24 protein-coding genes are annotated in these 23,108 nt (G+C 63.2%); 10 read left to right on the top strand and 14 right to left on the bottom strand.

Annotated features, from left to right (window positions below):
- Positions 1 to 100: 100 nt before the first annotated feature.
- Positions 101 to 1,135 (bottom strand): class I SAM-dependent methyltransferase, encoded by a 1,035-nt coding sequence (locus M653_RS0124895; protein WP_027145775.1) that lies wholly within the window; start codon positions 1,133 to 1,135, stop codon positions 101 to 103.
- A gap of 199 nt (positions 1,136 to 1,334) precedes the next feature.
- Between M653_RS0124895 and M653_RS0124900 the strand changes: the two genes are divergently transcribed.
- Positions 1,335 to 3,428: an EAL domain-containing protein gene (locus tag M653_RS0124900; protein ID WP_245262315.1), complete on the top strand. Its 2,094-nt coding sequence runs from the start codon at positions 1,335 to 1,337 to the stop codon at positions 3,426 to 3,428.
- 139 nt (positions 3,429 to 3,567) lie between these two features.
- Here the strand turns inward: M653_RS0124900 and M653_RS0124905 are convergent, their stop codons facing one another.
- Positions 3,568 to 4,770 carry an MFS transporter gene (locus M653_RS0124905; RefSeq protein WP_027145777.1) on the bottom strand — a complete coding sequence of 401 codons (1,203 nt, stop codon included), beginning with the start codon at positions 4,768 to 4,770 and terminating at the stop codon, positions 3,568 to 3,570.
- Positions 4,771 to 4,941: 171 nt separating this feature from the next.
- On the bottom strand, positions 4,942 to 5,400 hold the full coding sequence (locus M653_RS0124910) for an Lrp/AsnC family transcriptional regulator (protein ID WP_027145778.1): 459 nt from the start codon (positions 5,398 to 5,400) through the stop codon (positions 4,942 to 4,944).
- 171 nt (positions 5,401 to 5,571) lie between these two features.
- Here M653_RS0124910 and M653_RS0124915 point away from each other — a divergent pair, with 171 nt between their 5' ends.
- Together M653_RS0124915 and M653_RS0124920 are read left to right on the top strand one after the other, a co-directional pair.
- Positions 5,572 to 6,306 (top strand): AzlC family ABC transporter permease, encoded by a 735-nt coding sequence (locus M653_RS0124915; protein WP_027145779.1) that lies wholly within the window; start codon positions 5,572 to 5,574, stop codon positions 6,304 to 6,306.
- Positions 6,303 to 6,602 carry an AzlD family protein gene (locus tag M653_RS0124920; RefSeq protein WP_027145780.1) on the top strand — a complete coding sequence of 100 codons (300 nt, stop codon included), beginning with the start codon at positions 6,303 to 6,305 and terminating at the stop codon, positions 6,600 to 6,602. Before M653_RS0124915 ends, M653_RS0124920 begins: the two co-directional genes overlap by 4 nt.
- Before the next feature lie 52 nt (positions 6,603 to 6,654).
- Here M653_RS0124920 and M653_RS0124925 read toward each other — a convergent pair whose 3' ends face one another.
- Complete coding sequence (locus M653_RS0124925) at positions 6,655 to 7,287, bottom strand: FMN-dependent NADH-azoreductase (protein ID WP_027145781.1); 633 nt, start codon at positions 7,285 to 7,287, stop codon at positions 6,655 to 6,657.
- Positions 7,288 to 7,394: 107 nt separating this feature from the next.
- On the opposite strand from M653_RS0124925, the gene M653_RS0124930 reads away from it, so the two are divergent.
- Complete coding sequence (locus tag M653_RS0124930; protein WP_027145782.1) at positions 7,395 to 8,357, top strand: LysR family transcriptional regulator; 963 nt, start codon at positions 7,395 to 7,397, stop codon at positions 8,355 to 8,357.
- 17 nt (positions 8,358 to 8,374) lie between these two features.
- On the opposite strand, the gene M653_RS1000000137405 is transcribed toward M653_RS0124930, so the two are convergent.
- From M653_RS1000000137405 to M653_RS0124950, 4 genes are all read right to left on the bottom strand, one after another.
- Positions 8,375 to 8,473, bottom strand: coding sequence for a putative RiPP precursor (locus M653_RS1000000137405; protein WP_198028830.1), 99 nt, complete (start codon positions 8,471 to 8,473; stop codon positions 8,375 to 8,377).
- Positions 8,474 to 8,598: 125 nt separating this feature from the next.
- Positions 8,599 to 9,210 (bottom strand): TetR/AcrR family transcriptional regulator, encoded by a 612-nt coding sequence (locus M653_RS0124940; protein ID WP_027145783.1) that lies wholly within the window; start codon positions 9,208 to 9,210, stop codon positions 8,599 to 8,601.
- A 144-nt stretch (positions 9,211 to 9,354) separates the two neighbouring features.
- The gene (locus M653_RS0124945) at positions 9,355 to 12,465 is read right to left on the bottom strand and encodes an efflux RND transporter permease subunit (RefSeq protein ID WP_027145784.1); all 3,111 of its coding nucleotides are present in this window, start codon (positions 12,463 to 12,465) and stop codon (positions 9,355 to 9,357) included.
- Positions 12,466 to 12,467: 2 nt separating this feature from the next.
- The gene (locus tag M653_RS0124950) at positions 12,468 to 13,580 is read right to left on the bottom strand and encodes an efflux RND transporter periplasmic adaptor subunit (RefSeq protein WP_027145785.1); all 1,113 of its coding nucleotides are present in this window, start codon (positions 13,578 to 13,580) and stop codon (positions 12,468 to 12,470) included.
- 84 nt (positions 13,581 to 13,664) lie between these two features.
- Between M653_RS0124950 and M653_RS0124955 the strand changes: the two genes are divergently transcribed.
- A complete protein-coding gene (locus M653_RS0124955) occupies positions 13,665 to 14,240 on the top strand; it encodes a TetR/AcrR family transcriptional regulator (protein ID WP_027145786.1) in 576 nt (191 codons plus the stop codon).
- Positions 14,241 to 14,312: 72 nt separating this feature from the next.
- Positions 14,313 to 15,584, top strand: coding sequence for a beta-ketoacyl-ACP synthase II (gene fabF, locus M653_RS0124960; RefSeq protein ID WP_027145787.1), 1,272 nt, complete (start codon positions 14,313 to 14,315; stop codon positions 15,582 to 15,584).
- 30 nt (positions 15,585 to 15,614) lie between these two features.
- On the opposite strand, the gene M653_RS0124965 is transcribed toward fabF, so the two are convergent.
- A complete protein-coding gene (locus M653_RS0124965; protein WP_027145788.1) occupies positions 15,615 to 16,208 on the bottom strand; it encodes a TetR/AcrR family transcriptional regulator in 594 nt (197 codons plus the stop codon).
- A 66-nt stretch (positions 16,209 to 16,274) separates the two neighbouring features.
- Between M653_RS0124965 and M653_RS0124970 the strand changes: the two genes are divergently transcribed.
- Positions 16,275 to 16,700: a VOC family protein gene (locus M653_RS0124970; RefSeq protein ID WP_027145789.1), complete on the top strand. Its 426-nt coding sequence runs from the start codon at positions 16,275 to 16,277 to the stop codon at positions 16,698 to 16,700.
- A 9-nt stretch (positions 16,701 to 16,709) separates the two neighbouring features.
- On the opposite strand, the gene M653_RS0124975 is transcribed toward M653_RS0124970, so the two are convergent.
- A complete protein-coding gene (locus tag M653_RS0124975) occupies positions 16,710 to 17,660 on the bottom strand; it encodes a trypsin-like peptidase domain-containing protein (protein ID WP_027145790.1) in 951 nt (316 codons plus the stop codon).
- 226 nt (positions 17,661 to 17,886) lie between these two features.
- Between M653_RS0124975 and M653_RS0124980 the strand changes: the two genes are divergently transcribed.
- The 3 genes from M653_RS0124980 to M653_RS0124990 all read left to right on the top strand — a co-directional run bounded on the left by M653_RS0124980 (position 17,887) and on the right by M653_RS0124990 (position 20,399).
- Positions 17,887 to 18,759: a S1C family serine protease gene (locus tag M653_RS0124980; protein WP_027145791.1), complete on the top strand. Its 873-nt coding sequence runs from the start codon at positions 17,887 to 17,889 to the stop codon at positions 18,757 to 18,759.
- Positions 18,760 to 18,767: 8 nt separating this feature from the next.
- Positions 18,768 to 19,406: a helix-turn-helix transcriptional regulator gene (locus M653_RS0124985; RefSeq protein WP_027145792.1), complete on the top strand. Its 639-nt coding sequence runs from the start codon at positions 18,768 to 18,770 to the stop codon at positions 19,404 to 19,406.
- A gap of 126 nt (positions 19,407 to 19,532) precedes the next feature.
- Entirely contained in the window at positions 19,533 to 20,399 is an 867-nt protein-coding gene (locus M653_RS0124990; RefSeq protein ID WP_027145793.1) for an NAD(P)-dependent oxidoreductase, read from the top strand.
- Here the strand turns inward: M653_RS0124990 and M653_RS0124995 are convergent.
- The 4 genes from M653_RS0124995 to M653_RS01000000133400 form a co-directional block, all read right to left on the bottom strand.
- Positions 20,396 to 20,689: a type II toxin-antitoxin system RelE/ParE family toxin gene (locus M653_RS0124995; protein WP_027145794.1), complete on the bottom strand. Its 294-nt coding sequence runs from the start codon at positions 20,687 to 20,689 to the stop codon at positions 20,396 to 20,398. The two genes, M653_RS0124990 and M653_RS0124995, sit on opposite strands and share 4 nt — an antisense overlap.
- On the bottom strand, positions 20,689 to 20,922 hold the full coding sequence (locus tag M653_RS0125000; RefSeq protein WP_027145795.1) for a type II toxin-antitoxin system ParD family antitoxin: 234 nt from the start codon (positions 20,920 to 20,922) through the stop codon (positions 20,689 to 20,691). Before M653_RS0125000 ends, M653_RS0124995 begins: the two co-directional genes overlap by 1 nt.
- A 1-nt stretch (position 20,923) precedes the next feature.
- On the bottom strand, positions 20,924 to 21,091 hold the full coding sequence (locus M653_RS1000000137410) for a hypothetical protein (RefSeq protein ID WP_198028831.1): 168 nt from the start codon (positions 21,089 to 21,091) through the stop codon (positions 20,924 to 20,926).
- 292 nt (positions 21,092 to 21,383) lie between these two features.
- On the bottom strand, positions 21,384 to 23,108 hold a 1,725-nt coding region (locus tag M653_RS01000000133400), incomplete at its 5' end, for an OmpA family protein (protein ID WP_027145796.1).

Here is a 23,108-nt window from a genome sequence, read left to right on the forward strand (position 1 = left end):
GTCTCCGAAAGAGCGTGGATCGCGCGTGAGGGGGGCTTACACCCTCGAGCACTCCGTGAAGCGCTCGAGGTCCTTGGCCGGCGTGCCATCCAGGTGGGTATTAGCCGCGCTTTTGGATGACGCCGTAGAGCACGTTGCGATTCTCGCCGAAGTACACTTGCGCCTCCACGGTGTTGCGGTCGACGCTGGCATTGATGATGTTCCACATGTCGACTTCCGACCGCAGCAGCAGCACCCAGTCCATGAACGTTTCCCGGTAGCCGGCGTCAGGAGTGCCCTCGGCGTAGTTCGCAAACAGGAATGTCCCGTTCGGCTTCAGCATCTGCAGACAGGTCTTGGCGAGTTTCACGGCGACGTTGTGCTGAAGGTAGTCGTAAAGCCCGGAGGCATAGATAAGATCGAACTTGCCAAGCTTGTGGCCCCTGGTGAGCACGGTCCGTACCGAGCCGTCGACGGCCTCGACCGCGGTGCCTTGGAAATCGCGCGCGATCAGTCCGACGCTCTGGGGATCCTGGTCGAGCGCGACCCAGCGCTTGAGGCCGCCCTCGGCCAATGCGGCCGAACGGTTCGCTTCGCGCAGATGGCCGGCCGCGATAGCCAGGACTTCGGTTTCCGGTCCATTCTTGGCCGCGGTCTCATCGACATAGCGGGTCAGCAGATCGCGGCGCTCCCGTGCCGCGACGCATGACGGCACGTTCTGGGTATGGCTGTAAAGCGCCTTGCCGATCTCCGAGGCGTTCGCCACGCTCTCAGCCACGTGCGGGTCACAATAGATGTAGTCGAGCAACTGCGCGTCGCCGGAATAACCCCTGGGCTTGGTGAAGGACCAATGCGTCAGCGGATCCTCGAGAAAGTACTTCTGGATCGGGTGGTTCTGCGCCACCGGTATCAAGGCTTGCCACACGTCGGGATGAACCTTGGCACGCAACGCGTTGAGAAGCGACAGCAGCCGGCGAACGATCTCGGCGGGAAATTTTTGCTGCTCGACCTGTTGTTGTGTCGCGTGGAGGATGAGCGCCAGCTCCGCGCGAGCGGTTTCGAACGCTTCGCCATGATGCTCGGGCTTTCCTCGACGGAGACCACTGGCAATTGCCTCCGCAGTAATCAGACTCTGGCCATCAAAGACAGTTTGCACACCAAGACTCCATAGTTAACAGTCAGTTAACTTATTGCTTAGAATATTCGAATTGCCAATGTCGGGTCGCGGGCATTTTATCGGTATGATTAATTTCCCGCTAACCATGTCAATTCTTTGGGTTTTTTAAGGAGGGGATTCCGGGTTCGAGTTAACGGAAACTTGTCCTGCGTCATTGCATTTGATCGCGCGGCAAGTGATGTCGCGCCCAAGGAGTCGGTCTGCGTTGGGGGCAGAAGCTGCAAAAGAATTCGGAACGCGAGATGCCCTTCAGCCGGGATTTGTCGTGAACGAACGCGCGTCATCCAGAGTGGCCGATGCGGTCGATTCGGAACCGCACGATCCCCGCCAGGAGCTGGGGGCGGCTGAACTTCGCATCCTTTACCGTACGGAAGCCCAGGCGAAACGAAGGAAGGAAGCCAGGCCAGGCCTTTGGATCGCCGTCGTCATCTATGTCTTGTTTTCGGTATCGGATCTGCTGCTGATACCGGATGTGGCCGCCCTTACGATCACGGCCCGCTTCGCTGTCGGACTGACCGCATTGTTGGTCCTTGAAGCACAGCTTCGCCGGGGAGCCGCCACGGACTGGCTTGACGTAACCTGCGCCGCGGCCATCATCTTCGGCTATATCGGCTGGCTTTACCCCGCCTCCATGGGGGCGAACAAGGAAACCGTCGCCTATTATATGGTCTTCGGCACCATTTTCATGATGAGTGCCAATCTCTTCTTCACGTTCCGGTTCAAAGTCTCGATCATAACGTCGACTATAATCTTGTGCATCTTGTATGTGGTGAACTACTTTCTACCCGCTTCGCTGGCATACAAGATGGTCTTTGGCACTTTCTACGTTTCGTGCTTCACGTTCACATCCTATGTGAACTGGAAGCTGAACGAAGAGCGCTACAACGTCTTCCTCAACGCGCTGGAAGCCAAGATCCAGCACAATGAGGCCACCGAGCGCGGCAAGGCCCTGCTCAGGCTGTCGCGGACAGATCCGCTTACAGGCCTGGAGAACCGGCGCGCCATCGACGAGAAACTGCGCGACTACTGGAATGACTGGCAAAAGCTTGGCCATGGTTTTGCGGCGATCCTCATCGACGTCGACTTCTTCAAGAAGTTCAACGATTGCTATGGCCATCAGGAGGGTGACCGTTGCCTGATCCAGGTCGCCGAGGCGCTCAGCGACCTGATCAAGCAATATGATGGCTCCATCGGCCGCTATGGTGGGGAGGAATTCATCGTCCTGGCTCGCATGGGCAGGAAAGACCAGGTCGCGGATCTCGCGGAAGCCATTTGCCGCACGGTCGAGAATCTGGCGATCGCGCACGAGTTGCGGCGGGATGGCATCGCGATCGTGACGGCGAGCGTAGGCGCGGCATTCACCAGGAAGCAGACCGCCGCCAAGCTGGAGAAGATCATCCACGAGGCCGATCGAGCGCTCTATCTGGCAAAGGCCGGCGGCCGAAATTGTGTCCGGCTGTTCGATCCGACCGATCCCCAGAGCAGCGACGAGAGCGAGAACCTCGCGGCTTTGCTGAAGATCGCGATCGGCCAGGATCTCGTTTCGCTTGTCTATCAGCCCATCCAGGACGTCGCGTCGGGCCGGGTCGAGGCCGTGGAGGCGCTGATGCGTCTCAAGATGCTCGACGGAACCCTGGTTCCGCCGAGCCTGTTCATTCCCGTCGCTGAGCGAACCGGCGCCATCCTCGAACTCGGGCGTTGGGCAATAAGGACCGTGTGCGCCGAACTCCTGGCGCAGGATCACGTGCGCGTCGTCAGCGTCAACGTCTCGCCGATCCAGCTCAAGACGCCCGGCTTCGCGACATCGGTCGCGACCATTCTGGGCGAGACCGGCGTGACCGGCAACCGGCTGGCCTTCGAGATCACCGAGGGACTGGAGATGGAGATGCACTCCGACATCCTGCGCTGCATAAGCGATCTGAAGCTGCTCGGAATCAGAATATGGCTCGATGATTTCGGGACGGGCTTCGCCGGCCTTTCATGGCTTCGTCTCATCGATTTCGATACGGTCAAGATCGACCGTTCGTTTCTCCACGACTGCGGCACCCCCAAGGGCATGGCGATGCTGCAGGATATCATCGCGCTGGTCAGAAATCGCGGCCACAAAATCCTGGTCGAAGGGGTGGAGACCGAAGAGCAGATGCTCCTCATGCGCCAGTTTGGCATCGACAAAGTCCAGGGCTTTCATGTCGGCCGCCCGGCTCCGGCCGCGAATTTCCAGACCAAACGGGCCATTCAGAAGCGGCCGTTCACGGTTCTCAAGTCGGCGTGACGCCGAAGCAGGCGGTGGCTTGACCGGCCATGGCCCGTCAAGCCCGTTTGTTATCTGGCCACGATTGCCGTCCGGCCGTGTCTCCTCATTTTATGCAGGTCGTTATCCCGGAACCGAGGACACTTCCGGGCGACATGCATTATGCCGTCTGCAACACCGTGCGTGGCAGCGGCGGGAAGGCGATGGCTATGCCCGCGGCACCCAGGCCGATGAGAGCCGAGCCGATGAACAGCCAATGGTAGCTGGCATAGGCGTCGAAGATCATGCCGCCGGCAAGCGGCCCCAGCGCCATGCCGAGGCTGGAGAGCATGGTGGCGGCGCCGAATACGGTGCCGAGAATGCGCTGGCCGAAATATTCGCGCGCCAGCACGGCGTAGAGCGGCATGACGCCGCCATAGGTGGCGCCGAAGATGACGGCCAGCATATAGAACTGGTCGAGCTGGCTGATCGAGAGATAGGCGGCAATGACGATCGCCTGGATCGCCAGCCCCGCGATCAGCACCGGCTTGACGCCCAGCCTGTCGGCCAGCACGCCGTAGAGCAGCCGGCCGCCGAGGCCAGCCAGACCCTCGACACTGTAGATGGAGACAGCGGCCATCGGGGCGACGCCGCACAGCATGGCATAGCTGACCATGTGGAAGATCGGGCCGGAATGGGCCGCGCAACAGGCGAAGAAGGTTAGCCCCAGCACGATGAATTGCGGCGAGCGCAGCGCCTGCCCGACCGTCAGGCCGGCGCCTTCGGCGACTGGTGCCGCGGCCGCACCGGAGGCGGCGGGTTTCGGCGGCTGGCGCACCAGAAGGACGGCGGGCAGCAGGAGCACCCAGGCCAGGAGGCCGATGTCGAACATGGCGGCGCGCCATTCATAGGCCGAGATCAGCCAGCGCGCGAAAGGCGAGATCGTCATCGGCGCCACGCCCATGCCGGCCGAGACCAGCGATACCGCCAGCCCGCGATTGGTGTCGAACCAGCCTGATGTCAGCGCGATCATCGGTGCGAAAAAGGCGCTGGCCGCGAGCCCGACGAGCACGCCATAGGTGATCTGGAAGGTGAGAAGCGAACCGGCGCGGCTTGCCAGCACCAGCGCCAGCCCGAGCAGCACGGCGCCGATCGTGACGACGATGCGGGCGCCGAACCGGTCGGACAGGGCGCCCCAGGCGAAGCCGCCGAGGCCCATCACCAGGAAGTTGAGCGTCATGGCGCTCGAAATGCCCGCGCGCGACCAGTGGGTGTCGATCGCCATGGGTTCAAGGAAAATCGCCAGCGAAAACATCGTGCCGATGGCGACACAGGACATCAGCGCGCCAGCCGCGACGATGACCCAACGGTAGGAATGGTTCATGTTTCTTCTCCCAGCCGGGAACAGGATCGATCTTTCGACGCCGCCCGGCAATTCCGGTTGCGTCCCAAGGACGTTCAAGGCGTGCTCGGATCGACATTCCAGATGGAAATTTTCATAGGTCCAGGGGATAGCCTGCGCCTCGTCAAATGCGCTGGGAGATATTTCAAAGGCTCAGATCGGCAGTTCCGATGTGTACTTGATCGTCCAGCTGGGAACGTCGGTCTTGACGTTCTGCACGCCTTTGATGCGGCTCAGATGCTCCGACTGGAAACGGCGATAGTCGTTGACATCAGCCGCCACCACGCGCACCAGGGCGTCGCAGTCGCCCAGCATGAGATAGCATTCCATCACTTGCGGCAGCTTGGCCACCTCGGTGGCGAAGTGCTCGATCGTGTCCTCGTCCTGCGTCTTCAGCCAGATCCGGGTGAAGAAGGTGAGGCCCTTGTCGATGCTGGCCGGATTGAGCACGGCGACATAGCGGTCGATGACGCCTGCTTCCTCCAGGAGCTTGACGCGCCGCAGGCAAGGCGAGGGCGACAGGCCGACCTCATTGGCCAGATCATTGTTGGCCATGCGGCCGTCGCGCTGCAGTGCCCGCAGGATGCGCTTGTCGATGTCGTCGAGCTTCATGGCGTTGAATTCCATTTTCCTGCGGATATGTGACATTCAATGCCAAAATTTAGCGAAAGACAACAATCTTCGCAACCAAATTGCGGGGAGGTGTAGGTATGTTTCGCCCCTGACATCACGAAATTTCCAAACGCAGGGCAGGGCGGCTGCGAGGCCGGCCTATGGCAGACCATGAGCATTTCACAGGCAGTCGAGGCAGCCGGCAATGGTTCGGAATCCGAGTTCCGCCGTGGTGTGATGTCCTGCGCGCCGGTGCTGCTCGGCACCATTCCCTACGCGCTGGTGCTTGGCGCCCAGGCCACGCAGAAGGGGCTGAGCACGGTCGAGTTATCCCTGATGACCGGCCTGAACTTCGCCGGCGGTTCGGAATTCGCGGCGATCCAGTTATGGACGTCGCCGCCGCACATCCTGCTCATCGTCGCCATCACCTTCCTGGTCAACAGCCGTCATCTACTGATGGGGGCGGCGCTCGCGCCGTTCCTGCGCGAGCTACCGCGGCGCAAGGTTTTCCCGGCACTGTTCTTCATGTGCGACGAAAGCTGGGCACTTGGCCTGGCCGATGCCAAACAGCGTGCCGCCGCGGGCATCGGCCCGGCCTTCAGCCCGCGCTATTATATGGGCGCGGCGCTGGCGATGTATCTCACCTGGGTAGCCTTCACGACGCTCGGCGCCTTGCTCGGCCCGATGCTGGGCGATGTCGGGACCTATGGTTTCGACATGGCGTTTCCGGCCGTCTTCCTGGTGCTGATGCGCGGCATGTGGAAAGGCTTTGCCGCCGCGCGACCGTGGCTCGTCAGCCTGGCAGTCGCCGCGCTTGTCTATCTCTTCGTTCCCGGCGCCTGGTATGTCGCGGCGGGTGCTGTGTCGGGGCTGGTCGCGGCCTGGTTGCTGGCAGGTGATGCATGATCGACATGACAACCCTTCTCACCATCGTGCTGATGGCCGGCGTCACCTATCTGACGCGGGTCGGCGGCTATGTCGTGCTGCGCAACCGCGTGCTCAGCACCCGCGCCACGGCGGTGATGGAGGCAGCGCCCGGCTGCGTGCTGATCTCTATCATCGCGCCGGCCTTCGTGTCGCGGAATCCGGCTGATCTTGCGGCATTGGCCATCACGCTGGCGGCGGCAACGCGGCTTTCCATGCTGCCGACCGTGCTGATCGGGGTCGCTTCGGCCGGCCTCTTGCGGCATCTGATCGGCTGAAACGAAAAGGCAGGCGCGAACGCCTGCCTTCGAGTTCAGATGATCGAGAGCCTTACGCGGCAGCAGCAGCCTGCTGGCTGGCCACGACGGCGTCGACCTTGGCGGTCGCGTTGGCGAGCGCGGCAGTGACCGCGTCCGGGCCCATGCCAACGCCTTCGATGCGGATGACATCGACATCGGTCATGCCGAGGAAGCCGAGCACGCCGCGCAGATACGGAATGGCGTGATCGAACTGCACGGCCGCGCCCTCGGAATAGATGCCGCCCGAAGCCAGCACGATATAGACCTTCTTGCCGGTGACGAGGCCCTTGGGACCATTCTCGCCATAGGCAAAGCTCCGGCCGGAGCGGGCGATGTGGTCGACCCAGGACTTCAGTGTCGAGGAGATGTTGAAGTTGATGAAGCCGGTGGCGAGGATCACCGTGTCGGCAGCAAACAGTTCATCCAGCACCGCGTCCGAAACGCCCACCACCTCGGCCTGGCGCGGGGTGCGGGCATCGGCCGGCGTGTAGATGCCGGTCGCATAGTCGGCATCGATGTGCGGCAGCGGGTTGGCGACGAGATCGCGCACGACCAGGGTGTTCGATGGGTCGGCGGCGAGAAGCTTCTGAGCGAATTCAGTTGCAATGCGGGTCGAGTGCGAGGCAGCGCCGCGGGGGCTCGAGGTAACAAGAAGAATGGACATGGCGGGTCTCTCCAGTTGAATGAATTGTCCCGACATATATGGGCTATCGATCCATCCGATAAACTGGCATATTTTCTATACAATCCATCTATAAAGTAGATACAGCGATGCAGCCGAACCCGACCCTCGACCAGCTCCAGATCCTTGTCGCCGTTGCCGACACCGGCAGTTTCTCGGCCGCCGGCCGCAAGCTCAACCGGGCACAATCCGTCATCAGTTATGGCATCGCCAATCTCGAGGCGCAGCTCGGGCTGAAGCTGTTCGAGCGCGAGGGCACGCGCGAGCCGCAACTGACCGAGATCGGCCGGGCAATGCTGGAGGATGCGCGGCGCATGGTGGGCGTGCTGCAGCGCATCCGCTCGCGCGCCGACGGCCACCATCACGGGCTGGAGGCCGAGGTGGCGCTGTCGGTCGATTCGACGTTGCCGTCTCCGGTGCTGGTGCGGGTGCTCAAGGCATTCGAGGTGCGGTTTCCGACCGTGATGCTGCGCCTGCATATCGGCACGCTCGGCCTCATTCCCGATCTCGTCGTCAATGGACAGGCCGATCTGGGCATTGGCGGCTTGCTGGGCGATGTCGACGTGCATCTCGTGCGCATCGGCTTCATGTCGCTGGTGCCGGCGGCCGCACCCAGCCATCCGCTGGCACAGCTGCCGAAGCCGGTGGCGCTCGAGGATGTGCGCGAGCACACCCAACTTGTCGTCACCGACCAGTCGGAGCGCACCAAGGGACGTGATTACGGCGTCTTCGCCTACCGCACCTGGCGGCTGACCGACGTGCGCACCAAGCACATACTGATGCGCGAGGGGCTGGGCTGGGGTGGCCTGCCGCGCTGGTTGATCGCCGACGATCTGGCCAGCGGCCGCCTGGTGGAGCTTGATCTCGAACCCTACAAGGAGGTGAGTTCGCCATTGTTCGCCATGCACCGCAACGATCGCAGCCCGAAGCCGGCGGCCGCCTGGTTGATCGACCGGTTCAAGCGCGGGCTCGGCTGCTTCAACGAGTTCGAGCCGGGCGAGGTGCCCGAAGAGGAGCCGGAGACCCATGGCGTGTCCGGCTCCGGCATCTGACCCGGGCATCCGAGAAATCACTGGATTATCGTCACCCCGGAAACCACGATCTGCGCGGTGCGGGCGGTCAATTTCCCGTGCTTGCGTAGCGTCGGTTTTTCATAGGTCTTTTTCATGTGTTGGTCCCGAATGTGAGCCTCGAGGCGGGAGTGAGCCCTGACATAACGAGATTGGAGAGTTCCGGTTGCGTCGCCGTGCCATTCCGTGCCGCGGACTGTGACACGATCACCAGCCAGCGGCCTCAGTCAGACTTTCCCAGAGCTTTCAGGATAAAGCGAATCTGCTCGCGCAGGCTCGTTTCGGTGTCTTCGCTGTTTCGAACGCAGTGCTCGATTAGAATCGGGTGGAAGAACGGCATGAATGCGGCCTTAACCGCACGCGCCGCTTCCGCCGGGTCCTCGACCTTGAATTCGCCCGCCTCGATGCCCTCGCGAATGATCGCTTTGAAGATCGTCACCATCCGCTCGAGATGCGACTTGATGACCGCCCAGTTCTCCTGCATGGCGGCGACAATCATGTCGTGCATGCACCGTTCCTTGATCAGCTTCTTCTTGTTGTGATGGTGAAGTGCGTTCAAGAGTCGGTCGAGTTTCACCGAGGCCGGTAGGTTCGTGCGTGCGATCGCAACGGCAATGTCATCAAACTCATTCAAGACCCTTCTGCAGATGGATTCGTTGATTGCATCCCTGGAGGGGAAGAAGCGGTAGACGTTCGCCGGGCTCATGCCAAGCCCGGAGGCGATGTCGGCCACCGACGTCTTGTGGCAGCCGATGCGGCGAAAGTGCTCCTCAGCAACCTCCAGGATGCGCGCGCGCATCTCGTCGGGATCAGGTGTTCGAACCGGACGATTCATGCATGTCTCCAGAATTGATGAAGCGAAACTGCCGGACTCGCGTGGAGGTGATCTGTAGGCGGTAAGTTCGTGCCGTTGGCCCCGCATGTGCCCAGACAAGGCCAATGGGCAAGAACTTGAACCGTCTCTTGCGACAACAGAGCCCTACTCGGCCGCCATAGCTGCTGGCACTTCCGGTTCCTCCGTCGAATCCTCATGGAGTTCATCCGTGGTCGGTTTGATCCGGAACCACGCCACATAGAGCGCAGGGAGAAACAGCAGGATCAGCACCGTGCCGGCCGCCGTGCCGCCGATCAGCGTGAAGGCCATCGATCCCCAGAAGACGGAGTGCGTGAGGGGGATGAAAGCCAGCACGGCGGCAAGTGCGGTCAGGATCACCGGCCTCGTGCGTTGCACCGTGGCCTCGATGACGGCGTGATAGTCGTCAAGGCCGGCGGCACGGTTCTCCTTGATCTGTTCGGTCAGGATCAGCGTGTTGCGCATCAGGATGCCCGCCAGTCCTATCAGGCCCAGAATGGCGTTGAATCCGAAGGGCTGGTTGAAGGCCAGCAACATCGGTACGACGCCAACGAGGCCGAGGGGTGCCGTCAGCATGACCATCGCCATCGTCGAGAACGATCGCACCTGCAGTATGATGACGATCAGCATGGCGGCGAGCATGGCCGGGAAGACCTTACCCAGCGCGGTGTTGGCCTTGGCCGCCTCTTCGATCGATCCACCCATTTCGATGCGATAGCCGGCAGGCAGGGATTTAATCAGCGGCTGAAGGGTCGTCATGATCTGCTTGGAAACCTCTGGAGGCTGGGTCGCCTCATTGATGTCCGAGCGAATCGTGATGACCGGGGTGCGATCACGCCGCTTCAGGATCGGCTCTTCCAGACGGATTTCCGAGTGGCCGATCTGGTCGAGCGGGATCTGGCGACCGTCCCGGCTCATCAGCGAGAAATCCGCCAGACGCGATGGATCCAGTCGCTCGCCGCCGGCGCTGCGTGCCACGATGGGGACATTGCGGATGTCCTCGCGGACCTGCGTGACCGGGATGCCGGTGAGGAGGAACTGGAGCTGCTGGGCCACCTCCGCCGGCGACAGGCCGATGAGGTTCAGTCGATCCTGATCCGGTATGAAGCGCAGTACCGGCGTGCGATTGCCCCAGTCGCGACTGGCCTGCCGCACGTCCGGCACGCCGCGCATCACATCGAGGGCTTTCTCAGAGATGGCGTACAATTGCGCGGGATCAGGCCCCATGACCCGGAACTCGACCGGGAACGGCGTGTAGGGTCCGAACACGAGTTGCGTAACGCGGACGTTAGCTTCGGGGGCAAGCCCTGTCGCAACCGCTTCACGCAGCCGGTGCTTCAAGGCCTCGCGGGCTTCCGCGTCCGGGGTCAGCACGACGATCTTTGCGAAGGCGGGATCAGGCAGTTCCGGCGCCATGGCAAAGAAGAAGCGCGGGGCGCCCTGGCCGACATAGCTCGTCACGATCTTGGCCTCGGGTTGGCCGTCAAGCCAGTGTTCCAGCTTTTCGACCGTGGCGGTCGTCGTCTCGATGCTGGTGCCTTCCGGCAGGCGAACCTCGACCAGCACTTCAGGGCGATCGGATGTCGGGAAGAACTGCTGCTTGAGACCGCCCATGCCGACAACCGAAAGCGCGAAGACGATGCCGACGGCAGCGCAGGTCACGAACTTGTGGCGCACGGCAAAGGTGATGAGCCGGCGAAGGCGCCGATAGTTCGGTGTGTCATATATTGCATGGACACCCCCTTCGATCGGTTTGATCGCGGGCAGCATCTTCACGCCCATATACGGGGTGAAGACCACAGCGACGACCCAGGAGACGATGAGGGCGAAGCCCACGACCCAGAAGATGTTTCCGGCGTATTCGCCGGCCGTCGAGCGCGCGAAGCCCACTGGTAAGAACCCGGCGATCGTCACGAGCGTGCCCGACAGCATCGGCGCCGCGGTATGGCTCCAGGCATAGGCCGCCGCCTTGATGCGGTCCATGCCTTCTTCCATTTTCACCACCATCACCTCAATGGCGATGATGGCGTCGTCCACGAGAAGGCCAAGCGCCAGGATAAGGGCGCCGAGCGTGATGCGGTCGAAGAACCGGCCGGTTTCCAGCATGATGAGGAAGACGACGGCAAGCGTCAGAGGAACGGCGGCCGCCACGACGATGCCGACGCGCCAACCCATGCTGATCAGGGCGATCAGCAGCACCACGCCGAGCGCCATCGCGAATTTGAGCATGAACTCGTTCACCGACGAGCCGATGTTCACGGCCTGGTCGCTGACCTTGGCCAGCGACATCCCGAGAGGCAGCGTTTGTGCGATCGCCGCCGATCTCTCCTCCAGTGCCTTGCCGAGTTCAAGACCATTCCAGCCCTCCTGCATCACCGCCGCGAGCATGATGGTCGGCTCGCCCTGGTGACGGATGACGTAAGTGGCAGGATCCTCGTAGCCGCGCCGGACCTCGGCGATGTCGGAGAGCTTCAACGTCCGTCCGGCAGCGACGATCGGCGTGTCGGCGATCGTCTGGACACTGTCATAAGCGCCGTTGACCCTGATGAAGACCTGCGGCCCCTTTGTGTCGATCGAGCCCGCCGGTGTGACGGTGTTCTGGCGCTGCAAAGCGGCGACGATATCCTGCGCCGACACGCCGAGTGTTGCCAGCTTGGCATAGGAAAACTCGACGAATATCTGTTCGGGACGCTCGCCGAGGATGTTGATCTTCTTGACGCCAGGCACATGCAGAAGGTCCTGGCGAATGGTCTCGGCTTGCCTGGCGAGTTCCCGCATGGGCAAGCCCTTCGCCTTGAGGGCGTAAAGAGCGAAACTCACATCGGAATATTCGTCGTTGACGAAGGGGCCGAGTACGCCGGGCGGCAGGTTGCGGGTTTCATCCCCGAGTTTCTTACGGGCCTGATAGAACTCCTCCTGAACGCTGGATGGCGGTGTGCTGTCCTTCAGCGTGACCGTCAGATACGCATAGCCTGGTCGTGTTGTCGTCTCCACCCGATCGTACCAGGTCAGCTCCTGAAGTCGCTTCTCCAACGGTTCGGCGACGAGGTCCTGCATCTCGCGCGCGGTCGCGCCCGGCCATACCGTCGTGACCGTCAGGGTCTTGATGGTGAAGTTGGGATCCTCCGCCCGTCCAAGCATGAGGAAAGCGTAGGCGCCGGCGGCGACGAGCAGAATAATGAAGAAAAGGGTGATGGCGCGCTCGCGAACGGCGATCGCGGAAAAATTGAGGTTCATCGTCAATTGCTCCCGTTTTCAGAGGCAGTCCTGACGCGAGCGCCCTCCTGCAGGAGATGAGCGCCGAGCGAAACAATCTGATCGCTGGAACTCAGTCCGGAGATCACGGCGGTTTCGCTGGTCACGCGAACAAGCTTGACGGGCCGAAAGTGTACGGTCGAGGTTGCGCCGTCCAAGCTCCAGACGCCGGTCTTCTGACCATCATCCAGCACGGCTCCGAGCGGCACCTGGACTTCGGTTTGACTTGCCTGGCTTGGAAGCCGGATGGTTACCGTCGCGCCAAGCGGTGCTGCCGCCGCCTCACCATCGAGCACATAACGGGCCTCATAGGTGCGGGTCTGGGGATCGGCGGCATCCGACAACTGCCGCAGATGCGCCGTAAAATGCCGCCCATCGCCCCCATACAAGCCCGCCTCGGCTACCGATCCGATCGCCGGCCGGATCGTTTCGGGAAGCGCGACCACAGCTTCGCGGGGGCCGGCGTTCGCGATCCGAACCACGGTTTGTCCGGCGGTGACAACCTGTCCCGGCTCGCCAAGCGTTTCGATGACCGTTCCATCGGCGTTCGCGTCTAAGATGGAATAGGCCGCCTCGTTCTCCGCGACCTTCGCATCCGCTTCCGCGGCGGCAAGCTGTGCCGTCGCGGTATCCAGTGCTGCCTTCGCCTGTTCGTAGCGCTGCGGGGTTGCCGCCAGTTCCTTCTTGACCAGAACGGCATAGCGCTTTTCGTCCGCACTGGTCTGAACCAGGACAGCGCGTGCCGCGGCGACAGCGTTGCGCTTGGCGGTGAGCGCAAGGGCCAGATCGGTATCATCGATCCGCAGCAGCGGTTGGCCCGCCTTGACCTGTTCACCGACATTTACCAGGCGTTCGATGATCTTGCCGGGAACGCGAAAGCCTAGATTGCTCTGCACCCGCGCGGCAATGGTGCCTGTAAAGCCGCGCTCGGATCCGGGCACCGGCACCGCCGTCACCAGTCTGACGATCGGTGATTCCTGCCTCGGGTCGGCCGCTGCGGAAGCTGCCTGCGTGCGAATGGAAAGTGTGACGAAGGCCGCCACACCCAATCCCGCGACCAAAACGGTCCCCAACCCAATAACGTGTTTCTTTTTCATGCCCGTCGCCTCCTGTTAAATAGATTGCATTCACACTCTATATCTGCTATTGATTACGAATGCAATCTAAAAAAGGAGATCGCGATGCGCGTAAGTCGCAGTCAGGCTGAGCAGAATCGGCAAACCGTGATCGATGTGGCAAGTCGTCTATTTCGAGAGCACGGCTTTGACGGCATCGGGCTGAAGGATCTGATGAAAGGTGCCGGGCTGACCCAAGGCGCCTTCTACAAGCAGTTCGAATCCAAGGAGGACTTGGCGGCGCAGGCATCGCGGCGAGCGATGGAGCACGCAACCCGCAGATGGTCGGCTGTTGCTGCCGGGAGCCCTGATCCCCTTGAAGCCGTTATCGGGCTCTACCTTTCGCATGGACATCGCGAAGAGAAGAGCGACGGTTGTCCGATCGTGGCGCTTGGTTCGGACGCGGCGCGTCAAAGCGAGGAAGTGAGGGGCCCCTTCCAGGATGGGATCGCAGCTCACCTTGAGGTTCTCGACGAATTGATGCCGGCGGCAGAAGGTCCAAAGACCCATCGCAAGGCGATGGCGATGCTGTCGCTCATGGTGGGTGCCGTGACGATCTCCCGTATCCTTAGAGATGAAGAGATGTCGCGGGACTTTCTCGACGCCGCCGCCGGCGAAGCCAGGCGCATCGCGACCTCGTAGGGGTCCGTGGTCGCGATCGAGCGCCGGCACGGCGCCGCCGCGCGAACGGTTCAAACAGAAGCTGGAGTAGACATGCGTCGTATCGTCATTACAGGCATGGGAGCAGTTAGCCCCCTCGGAGCCAACGCGGCGACTTCCTGGTCGCGGCTCCTCGCTGGCCGCTCGGGCATTCGGAGCCTGCCGGATGAAATGGTGGGAGACCTGCCGGCGAAAGTCGGCGGAATTGTTCCCTCCTTGCAGGAGGACCCCGAGGCCGGCTTCGATCCAGACACCGTCCTGGTTCCGAAGGAACAGCGCAGGGCGGACCGCTTCATTCTCTTCGCATTGGCAGCGGCGGAAGAGGCGCTGGCCCAGGCGAGGTGGAAGCCGGTCTCGGACGACGACAGAGCCCGCACCGCGACGATCATCGCTTCGGGTGTCGGAGGATTTCCCGCGATAACCGAAGCCGTGCGAACCGTCGATCAGCGCGGTGTTCGGCGTCTCTCGCCGTTCACGGTGCCATCGTTCCTGGTGAACATGGCGGCGGGACAGATTTCGATCCGATATGGGTTCAAAGGCCCGCTCGGCGCTCCGGTGACGGCGTGCGCGGCCGGCATCCAGGCGATCGGCGATGCGGCGCGTCTCATCCGCTCCAATGAAGCCGACATCGCGGTGTGCGGTGGAACGGAAGCCTGCATGAATGCGGTCAGCCTCGGCGGCTTTGCCGCCGCACGCTCCCTTTCGACCTCCTTCAATCACCGTCCCGATCAGGCCTCCCGTCCCTTCGACATGCTGCGTGACGGCTTCGTCATGGGCGAAGGAGCCGGAATCCTGGTCATCGAGGCATTGAGCCACGCGCTTGCGCGCGGCGCCAAGCCGCTCGCCGAGCTCGTCGGCTATGGCACGACGGCGGACGCTTATCACATCACCTCCGGCCCCGAGGATGGCGACGGTGCGCGGCGGGCCATTGAGATCGCGATCACCCAAGCCGGTATTTCGCCGCGTGAGGTCCGCCACCTCAATGCGCATGCGACCTCCACGCCGGTCGGCGATGCGGGGGAAATAGAGGCGATCAAAAGGGTCTTTGGCGCGGATTTCAGCATCGCCGTCAGCGGAACGAAGTCGGCGACCGGGCACCTGCTTGGTGCCGCCGGTGGGCTTGCAGCGATCTTCACGATCCTGGCGCTCATGGACCAGGTCGCACCGCCGACCCTCAATTTGAGCGCCCCCGATCCGGCCGGCGACGGGATTGACTTCGTCGCAAACCACGCCCGGCCATTGGATATGGACTACGCGATCTCCAATGGCTTCGGCTTTGGAGGGGTAAACGCCAGCGCGTTGTTCCGGCGCTGGACGGACAGTTGAGTAGCGTGGGCCACCTTTGGGCGACCTGCATCAGGCGCGGGACAGTCCGTCTATCAGCGCCGTCAGGACGGCGCGGTAGTCCTCGGCTGATGCGCCCGCCTCGATGGCGAGCGCAGCGCGGTCGAAAGCAGAACCGAGCAGCGCCGTCAGCGCCTCCGCCGGCAGCTTTCTCATCGATCGTGCCCGCATGGCGGCGACAAGGCCTTCACGCAGCGAGCGGTTGCCATGGCGATTATCGATCGCGTCCATGGCGGTGCGGCCGAGCACGGCCGGGCCGTCGAGCAGCAAGAGCCGCGTGCGGCCGGGCGCGCGCATGGCCATGAGATAGGCATCGGAACCGGCAATCAGCGCATCGCGGGCGCTGAGCGAAGGCGGGGAGGCGCGGTCGATCTCCCGCGCCACCGCCGCCGCTTCCTGTTCAACCACGGCGGCGAAAAGCGCCTGCTTGTCGGCAAAGTGGTGATAGAGCGCGCCGCGCGTCACGCCTGCGGCGGCAACGATCTCCGGCGTGCCGGTCTCGGCATAGGATTTTTCCGTAAACAGTTTGCGCGCCGCCGCGATCAGGTCGGCGCGCGTCGCCTCGGTGCGGTCGCGGTTCGAGCGGCGCCCCGATTCCTGTTGCATACATGCAGCCTGTATGTTAATTCGATTTACATGCAGACTGTATGTTAATTGACGGAAGAAGGAAAGATGAAGACGACGAGCTACTACCCGGTGCTGATGACCGGCGATGTCGCCGGCACGGCCGCCTTTTATGTCGAGCATTTCGGCTTCCAGCCGCTGTTTACGAGCGACTGGTACGTGCACCTCCAATCGGTGGACAACCGCAGGGTCAACCTAGGCATCGTCCAGGGCGACCACGAGACGATCCCTGAGGAGGGGCGGGGGCAGACCTCGGGGCTGCTGATCAATTTCGAGGTCCGAGATCCTGACGCAGTCTACGAACGGATCACCGCCGCCGGCTTGCCGATTCTGCGCACGCTGCGCGACGAGCCCTTCGGCCAGCGCCACTTCATCACCAAGGATCCCAACGGCGTGCTGATCGACGTCATCAAGCCGATCCCGCCCAGCGAGGAGTTCCTGGCGCAGTATGCCGAAGGCGCGGCGGGGGTGTGAGCGGCGGGCTCAACCAGCCCTTGCCACCGGCGTCACCGCCACCTGGCTGACGCCGGTGCGGCGTACCACGGTGCACAGCGTCTCGCGGCCGATGCGCTCGGCGTCGAGCATGCGCACGAGATCGTCGACGCCCGTCACCGGGCGCCCGTCGATGGCGGCGATGATGTCGCCTTCCTTGAGACCTGCCTTGGCTGCCGGGCCGTCCTTCTCGACGCTGCGCAGCCGCACGGCCGTGCTGGTCGAAACCTGCGACAGCAACGCCGCGCGGCGCGGCAGGTTTACGGTGTCGGCGGAGACGCCGATGAAGGCGCGGCGCACGCGGCCGAAGCGGATGATCTCGGAAATGACGAACCTGGCGGTGTTGGAGGCGACGGCGAAGGCAATGCCTTGCGCGCCGTGGATCATGGCGGTGTTGACGCCGATCACTTCACCCGCCGACGACACCAGCGGCCCACCGGAATTGCCGGGGTTGAGCGCGGCGTCGGTCTGGATGACGTCGTCGATCAGCCTGCCGGTCGAGGCGCGCATCGAGCGGCCGAGCGCCGAGACCACGCCCGAGGTGACCGTCCATTCGAAGCCCAGCGGATTGCCGATGGCAATCGCGATCTGGCCGCGCCGCAGCCGCTTGGAATCGCCGAGCGGCGCCACATCGGCGAAGCTGCCATCGGCGCGCACCAAGGCGATGTCGGTGTCGGGATCGCGGCCGAGCACGCGGCCCTCGCTGGAGGCGCCGTCCGGCATCGAGACGCGCACTGTTCTGGCGTCACCCACGACATGGAAATTGGTGACGACCAGCCCATCCGGCGCGATGACGAAGCCCGACCCATGGCCGCCCGGGCCGCCGATGCGCTCGATGCGGCAGACGGCCGGGCCGATGCGATCGACAGCGTCCGCTACTGTTTCGGAATAGGCGTCGAGCAAGGTGTCATCGGATTGGATTTTGGGGGCGGCGAGGGCCATGAGCGGGCTCCGTGTTTTCAGGCACAACGATGCGTTTGTTACATGCGTGTCGTTGTCCCAAAACCGGTGAGCACTTTTGCGCGACACGCACTATATGTGCGGAGCGGCCCGAACCGCCGCGACCTGACCAGATGGCCAGTCAAATCCGCAACTAGCCGTCAGGCGAGTACCCGCAAGCGCGCCGTCGAGCGATATCTGGGACATGCAAGAAACCCAGGAGACCCCTATGAGCGACTTCAATTTGAGCGCGTTTTCAGACGCCATCGCCGATCTGGCAGCGAAAGCCGCGCCGGCGACGGCGAGCTTCGCCACCCATCACCACCGCACGGCCAGCGCCTTCCATTGGCGCGACGGCTATTTCGTCACCGCCGAGGAAGCCGTCGAGGCCGGCGAGGAAATCGAGCTGACGCTGGCCTCCGGCGCGACGGTGAAGACCGAACTCATCGGCCGCGATCCTTCGACGGGCGTCGCCCTGCTGAAGCCCGCCGATGCGGCGAACGCGCCTGTCCTTGCCAGGGCCGATGCCGTTCGGCCGGGCAACATCGCCATTGCCATCGGCAGCAGCCAGGGTTCAGCACTGGCCGTGTCCGGCTCGGTCGGCGAAGTCGGGCCGGCCTGGCGCTCGATGCGCGGCGGCACCATCGACCGGCGCATCAACCTGGCCGTCGGAGCCGGCGGCCGCTTCGAGGGCGGGCCGGTGCTCGACGCCAAGGGCGCGCTGATCGGCATGCTGTTGTTCGGGCCGCGGGGCCGTGCGCTGGTCATGCCCCACGAGACGATCGAACGCGCGGTGGCCACGCTGCGTGAAAAGGGCCATGTCGCACGCGGCTATCTCGGCGCTGGCCTGCATCCGGTGCGTGATCGCGACGCGCATGGCGCAATGGTGATGAGCCTCGACGACAATGGCCCGGCCAAGGCCGCCGGCCTCTCACTCGGCGACATCATCGTGGCGTGGAACGGCGAGGCCGTGCATGGCCCGCGCGACCTGATCCGCCGGCTCGGGCCTGACAGTGCCGGTGCTTCGGTGACGTTGGGTGTCGTGCGGGGCGGCGAACAGCGCGACGTCGTGCTGACCATCGGCGAAAAGCCGCTGAGCTGAGAGGAATGATGGAAACACTCGCCAGCGACCGGATCGGGACCGACCGTGCGGCTTCGCGGCGGCTGGTGGTGCTGATCGCGCTTGGCGATGCCGGGCGCGCCGAGCGCCTGGCCGCCTCGCTTGCCGCCAGCGACGACCTGTTGCCGGTGGTCGTTGGCGGCGGCAGGGCCGATGTCGCGATCGTCGACGACAGGAGCGGTGATGCCGTGCCGGCCTCGGTGCCACGGGTGCTGCTGTCGGCGCGCGCCGGCGGCGAGCGGCCTGCCGGCGAAGTGTCTGCCGTCATGCCCGCCGGCGCGGACGACCTGCTGATCGCCGCGGCGGCGCGGTTGGCCGCCGCTGGCTACAGCATATCGGGCAATGGCCGCGCGCCCGAACATCGTGAGGATTTCCACGCCGGCGATGGCGAGCCGTTCGAGGATGAAGCTTTGGACGAGCACGCCGCCCGGCCAGCGCTGTCGCCACGCGAGGCGGAAGTGCTGGCGCTGCTCGCCGAAGGCGCGCCCAACAAGGTGATCGCGCGGCGGCTCAACATTTCCGTGCATACGGCGAAGTTCCACGTCGCCGCGATCCTGATCAAGCTCGGCGCCGCCAATCGTACCGATGCCATCGCCATTGCCATGCGACAGGGGCTGGTGCTGGTCTAAGCTCTGTTCCTATCGTCCCCATCCTGGCCTACGTTGCGTAAGCCTTATCCAGATGTGTCGGGTCTTGCGCTACGGTCTCGCGCCGCGCAAGGATTGCGCCGGTCACGTACGAGGGAGGCGCGGAAAATGTCGCTCAAGGGAAAGACGCTGTTCATCTCCGGCGGGTCGCGCGGCATCGGGCTGGCGATCGCGCTGCGCGCCGCGCGTGACGGCGCCAATGTGACGATCGCGGCCAAGACCGCAGAGCCGCATCCCAAGCTGCCGGGCACGATCTACAGCGCGGCGCAAGAGATCGAGCAGGCGGGCGGCAAGGCGCTGCCGATGCTGTGCGACATCCGCGAGGAAGCGCAGGTGGCCGAGGCGGTCGCCAGGACCGTCGAGAAATTCGGCGGCATCGATATCTGCGTCAACAATGCCAGCGCCATCCAGCTTACCGGCACGCTGGAAACCGATATGAAGCGCTACGACCTGATGCATCAGATCAACACGCGCGGCACCTTCCTCGTCTCCAAAATGTGCATCCCGCACCTGAAGTTGGCTAAAAACCCTCACATTCTGAATCTGGCGCCGCCGCTCGACATGAAGGCCAAATGGTTCAAGAACCACGTCGCCTACACCATGGCCAAGTTCGGCATGTCGATGTGCACGCTGGGCATGAGCGCGGAATTCGCTAAGGACGGCATCGCCGTCAATTCGCTGTGGCCGATCTCGACCATCGACACGGCGGCGGTGCGCAATCTGCTGGGTGGGGCGACGGTGGCGGCGATGAGCCGGTCGCCAGACATCATGGCCGATGCCGCGCATGCGATCTTCATGCGGCCGTCGCGCGAGGCGACGGGCAATTTCTACATCGACGAGGAGGTGCTGCGCGCCGAGGGCGTCAGCGATTTCTCGGTCTATGCGCCAGGCGCGACCGGGCCGTTGGCGGGAGATTTCTTTGTGCCGGATGAGGTGTTTGCGAATTCGGACACCAAGATCAGGACAGCTTTCTAAAGATGTCTTGGGTAGTCCATGCGTTGATGCAATATGCGCACGACGGTGATGGATTCGTGGCCGATCCGAAAAAACACAACATGAGACCCGGCGGCATATTTCAGTAAGCCTAGACGGACCGTCGAGGCGCTTCTCGCGATCGTCGGAAACTGGTCAACCAGATCAATCACAGCGTGAATGGTACGGACGTAGGCTTCCGCTCGCTCTGCTCCCCATTCGTTCAACGAATGGTCCCATATGTCATCCAGATCTCCCTTCGCTTTTGGCGAAAATCGGATGGTTCGCTTCATCAGCGTTTCTTAGATTCGATAAAAGCCTCAATGTCGAATGGCTCGGGATCGCCTGACATGTCTCCGTCATCGATAGCGGCTCGAAGCTGCTCGAGTTTCAACTCTTGTTCTTCCAGAAGGCGCAGCCCCGCGCGAACGGCTTCACTTGCGGAGCCGAAACGACCGTTTACGATCTGCCTCTGGATAAACGCGTCATACTGATCGCCTAGCACGATAGACGTATTCTTTGGCATATCACTCTCCGATACCAATAGATGGTATCAATTTCCCGGAAACCTGACAAGCATCGGGAACGTTTGGAATCTCGTCTTTCTTGCCTTTGCTCAGGCCCATCAGCCGGTCGATATAGACCGGCACCAGCGCTGAGACGACGAAGGCGAGATGGGTGATGGTTAGTCGCATCAACTGGTCCGTCGAACAGACCCATGAGCAAGATGGATCTGAAGCAAAAAACCCCGCCGGAGAGGGCCGGCGGGGCTCATTGCGTCCCGCTGGAGTCGGGACGGGGCAGGGAACGCCCAAACAAGAATCTGGGGTGGGAAGCCCAGTGATTCAATGAGTTGGCTCTAACGGCTGTACAATTCTTGTTGACCCGGTCCTGCTGCCCATGGCTCCAGCCCATCCCGGTTGACCGGGATGGGACCTTGTTGCCGGCCTGATTCCAGAAATTACTGCAAGCCGCTGGAAAGGCCGGTCAATTGTTGCTCGCCACCGGCGCCACCAGAGGGGTGATGCGGCGGATGGCGACACGCCGGTTCTCGCGGTTGGGCGCCGAGGTGTCGACCTTCAGATACTCCTCGCCATAACCCTGTGTCGTCAGGTTCTCGGCCGGGATGCCGAAGGCATTGGTCAGCGCTTCCGCAACCGCTTCGGCACGGCGATCCGACAAGGCAAGGTTCGCCTCCGGCGTTCCGACGGCATCGGTATGGCCTTCGATCAGGAAGGTCTCCGCCGGGTTCTTCTTCAACAGCTTCTCCATGGCGTCGGCGACACCCTGGAGCTTCTGCACCTCGGTGTCGGAGATCGAAGAGGAGCCGAATTCGAAGTTCAGCGTGTCGAGGTCGATGCGCCGGGCAATGTCACGCACGCGGGCCGAACGTTTGACCTCGTTGATCGAATAGAGGCGCTGCACCTTCTCCACCGGCGGCTGTTCGAGGAAGGTATAGTAGTCGTCGTCGCTTTCGACATCCTCGGAATCGAGAATATAATCCCGGCGCGGGATGGTCAGCCGCATGGGCGGCAGGTCATCGCCGGGATCGCGCCAGTCCTCTTCGTCCTGGTAGCTGCGCTCGTCGACATAGCTCAGCACATATTCGCGACCGTCGGGGGCGATGCGCGACCGCTGCAGGATGTCGCCGTAGCGGTTGCGGATGGTAACGATCCGGAAGCCATTGTCACGCTCGACCGTCTCGCGTGTGCGGCCCTGCGGCAGGTCCTCGTAGTAGACATCCTTGGCGCCGCGGGTCAGGCGCGGGCGGTCATTGCTCTGGACGAACGTCTGGTTGTTGAACTGGACGATGACCCGGTCACCGATCTCCTTGAGCACGTCGACGCCCTTGGGCCGGCGGCGCTCACGGATGTCCTCGTCAGGCGCGCGCTCGAGGCGCTTGCCCTGCTCCTGAGTGACCGGCACGATCTTTTCGGGCCTGATCGCCTCCTGGGCGGCCCTATCGTCGGTTGGAGGCGGGCCCTGATCCGCCGGCGCCACTACCGCCTTGCGGCCCTGCTCACCGCCCTGCTGGGCATTTTGGCCACCATTCTGCTGCCCACCATTCTGCTCTTCGCCATTCTGGTTGGCGGGCTGGTTGGCGGGCGTCCGGCCACCCTGGCCATTCTCGCCGCGACCCTTGCGCCTAGCATCCTTCTGGCTGTCGAGGATGGGGGCGGCGTTCTTGTCGGCGGGTGCTTCGCCCTGGACCGGGTTTTCGCCCTGGACAGGCGCGGCGTTCCCACCGGTAGCGGGCTGCTCTCCGGTCGCCGGCTGTTCGCCGGTGGCGGGCTGTTTGCCGGTCTGCGGCTGTTCGCCGTTCGCAGGCTGCTCGCCGGTCGCAGGCTGTTCGCCAGCCGGTTTCCTGCCGTGCTTCTTCGTCTTGTCCTGGGACTGTTCGCCCTGGGCGGGAGGCTGCTCGCCGGCCGGGGCCGGTTTAACCTTCGGCGTCGCTTCGCCGGCAGGAGCCTGCTTCGGTGTCGGGGCGGTCTCCGGCACGGCGGCCGGTGCCTCTTTCTGCTGATCCTGCTTGGGTTTCCTGCCGGGCTTGGTCGGCTGGTTGTCGTTGGCAGGGGCCGCCTCGCCAGCCGGAGCCTGCTCGGTCTGCTGCTGCTGTTGGTCGCGCTTCTTCCTGCGCGGCTGCTGCTCGTCGGTGGCGGGCGCTGCCTCACCGGCGGGAGCCTGCTCGGTCTGCTGCTGCTGCTGGTCGCG

The organism is Mesorhizobium sp. WSM3626, from assembly GCF_000513935.1.
GTDB classification, from domain to species: Bacteria; Pseudomonadota; Alphaproteobacteria; order Rhizobiales; family Rhizobiaceae; genus Mesorhizobium; species Mesorhizobium salmacidum.

Bases quoted from the DNA above. Each gene is read 5' to 3' on its own strand.
- M653_RS0124900 (WP_245262315.1), top strand. From the start codon at position 1,335: ATGTCGCGCCCAAGGAGTCGGTCTGCGTTGGGGGCAGAAGCTGCAAAA.
- M653_RS0124905 (WP_027145777.1), bottom strand. From the start codon at position 4,770: ATGAACCATTCCTACCGTTGGGTCATCGTCGCGGCTGGCGCGCTGATG.
- M653_RS0124910 (WP_027145778.1), bottom strand. From the start codon at position 5,400: ATGAAGCTCGACGACATCGACAAGCGCATCCTGCGGGCACTGCAGCGC.
- M653_RS0124915 (WP_027145779.1), top strand. From the start codon at position 5,572: ATGAGCATTTCACAGGCAGTCGAGGCAGCCGGCAATGGTTCGGAATCC.
- M653_RS0124920 (WP_027145780.1), top strand. From the start codon at position 6,303: ATGATCGACATGACAACCCTTCTCACCATCGTGCTGATGGCCGGCGTC.
- M653_RS0124925 (WP_027145781.1), bottom strand. From the start codon at position 7,287: ATGTCCATTCTTCTTGTTACCTCGAGCCCCCGCGGCGCTGCCTCGCAC.
- M653_RS0124930 (WP_027145782.1), top strand. From the start codon at position 7,395: ATGCAGCCGAACCCGACCCTCGACCAGCTCCAGATCCTTGTCGCCGTT.
- M653_RS1000000137405 (WP_198028830.1), bottom strand. From the start codon at position 8,473: ATGAAAAAGACCTATGAAAAACCGACGCTACGCAAGCACGGGAAATTG.
- M653_RS0124940 (WP_027145783.1), bottom strand. From the start codon at position 9,210: ATGAATCGTCCGGTTCGAACACCTGATCCCGACGAGATGCGCGCGCGC.
- M653_RS0124945 (WP_027145784.1), bottom strand. From the start codon at position 12,465: ATGAACCTCAATTTTTCCGCGATCGCCGTTCGCGAGCGCGCCATCACC.
- M653_RS0124950 (WP_027145785.1), bottom strand. From the start codon at position 13,580: ATGAAAAAGAAACACGTTATTGGGTTGGGGACCGTTTTGGTCGCGGGA.
- M653_RS0124955 (WP_027145786.1), top strand. From the start codon at position 13,665: ATGCGCGTAAGTCGCAGTCAGGCTGAGCAGAATCGGCAAACCGTGATC.
- fabF (WP_027145787.1), top strand. From the start codon at position 14,313: ATGCGTCGTATCGTCATTACAGGCATGGGAGCAGTTAGCCCCCTCGGA.
- M653_RS0124965 (WP_027145788.1), bottom strand. From the start codon at position 16,208: ATGCAACAGGAATCGGGGCGCCGCTCGAACCGCGACCGCACCGAGGCG.
- M653_RS0124970 (WP_027145789.1), top strand. From the start codon at position 16,275: ATGAAGACGACGAGCTACTACCCGGTGCTGATGACCGGCGATGTCGCC.
- M653_RS0124975 (WP_027145790.1), bottom strand. From the start codon at position 17,660: ATGGCCCTCGCCGCCCCCAAAATCCAATCCGATGACACCTTGCTCGAC.
- M653_RS0124980 (WP_027145791.1), top strand. From the start codon at position 17,887: ATGAGCGACTTCAATTTGAGCGCGTTTTCAGACGCCATCGCCGATCTG.
- M653_RS0124985 (WP_027145792.1), top strand. From the start codon at position 18,768: ATGGAAACACTCGCCAGCGACCGGATCGGGACCGACCGTGCGGCTTCG.
- M653_RS0124990 (WP_027145793.1), top strand. From the start codon at position 19,533: ATGTCGCTCAAGGGAAAGACGCTGTTCATCTCCGGCGGGTCGCGCGGC.
- M653_RS0124995 (WP_027145794.1), bottom strand. From the start codon at position 20,689: ATGAAGCGAACCATCCGATTTTCGCCAAAAGCGAAGGGAGATCTGGAT.
- M653_RS0125000 (WP_027145795.1), bottom strand. From the start codon at position 20,922: ATGCCAAAGAATACGTCTATCGTGCTAGGCGATCAGTATGACGCGTTT.
- M653_RS1000000137410 (WP_198028831.1), bottom strand. From the start codon at position 21,091: ATGCGACTAACCATCACCCATCTCGCCTTCGTCGTCTCAGCGCTGGTG.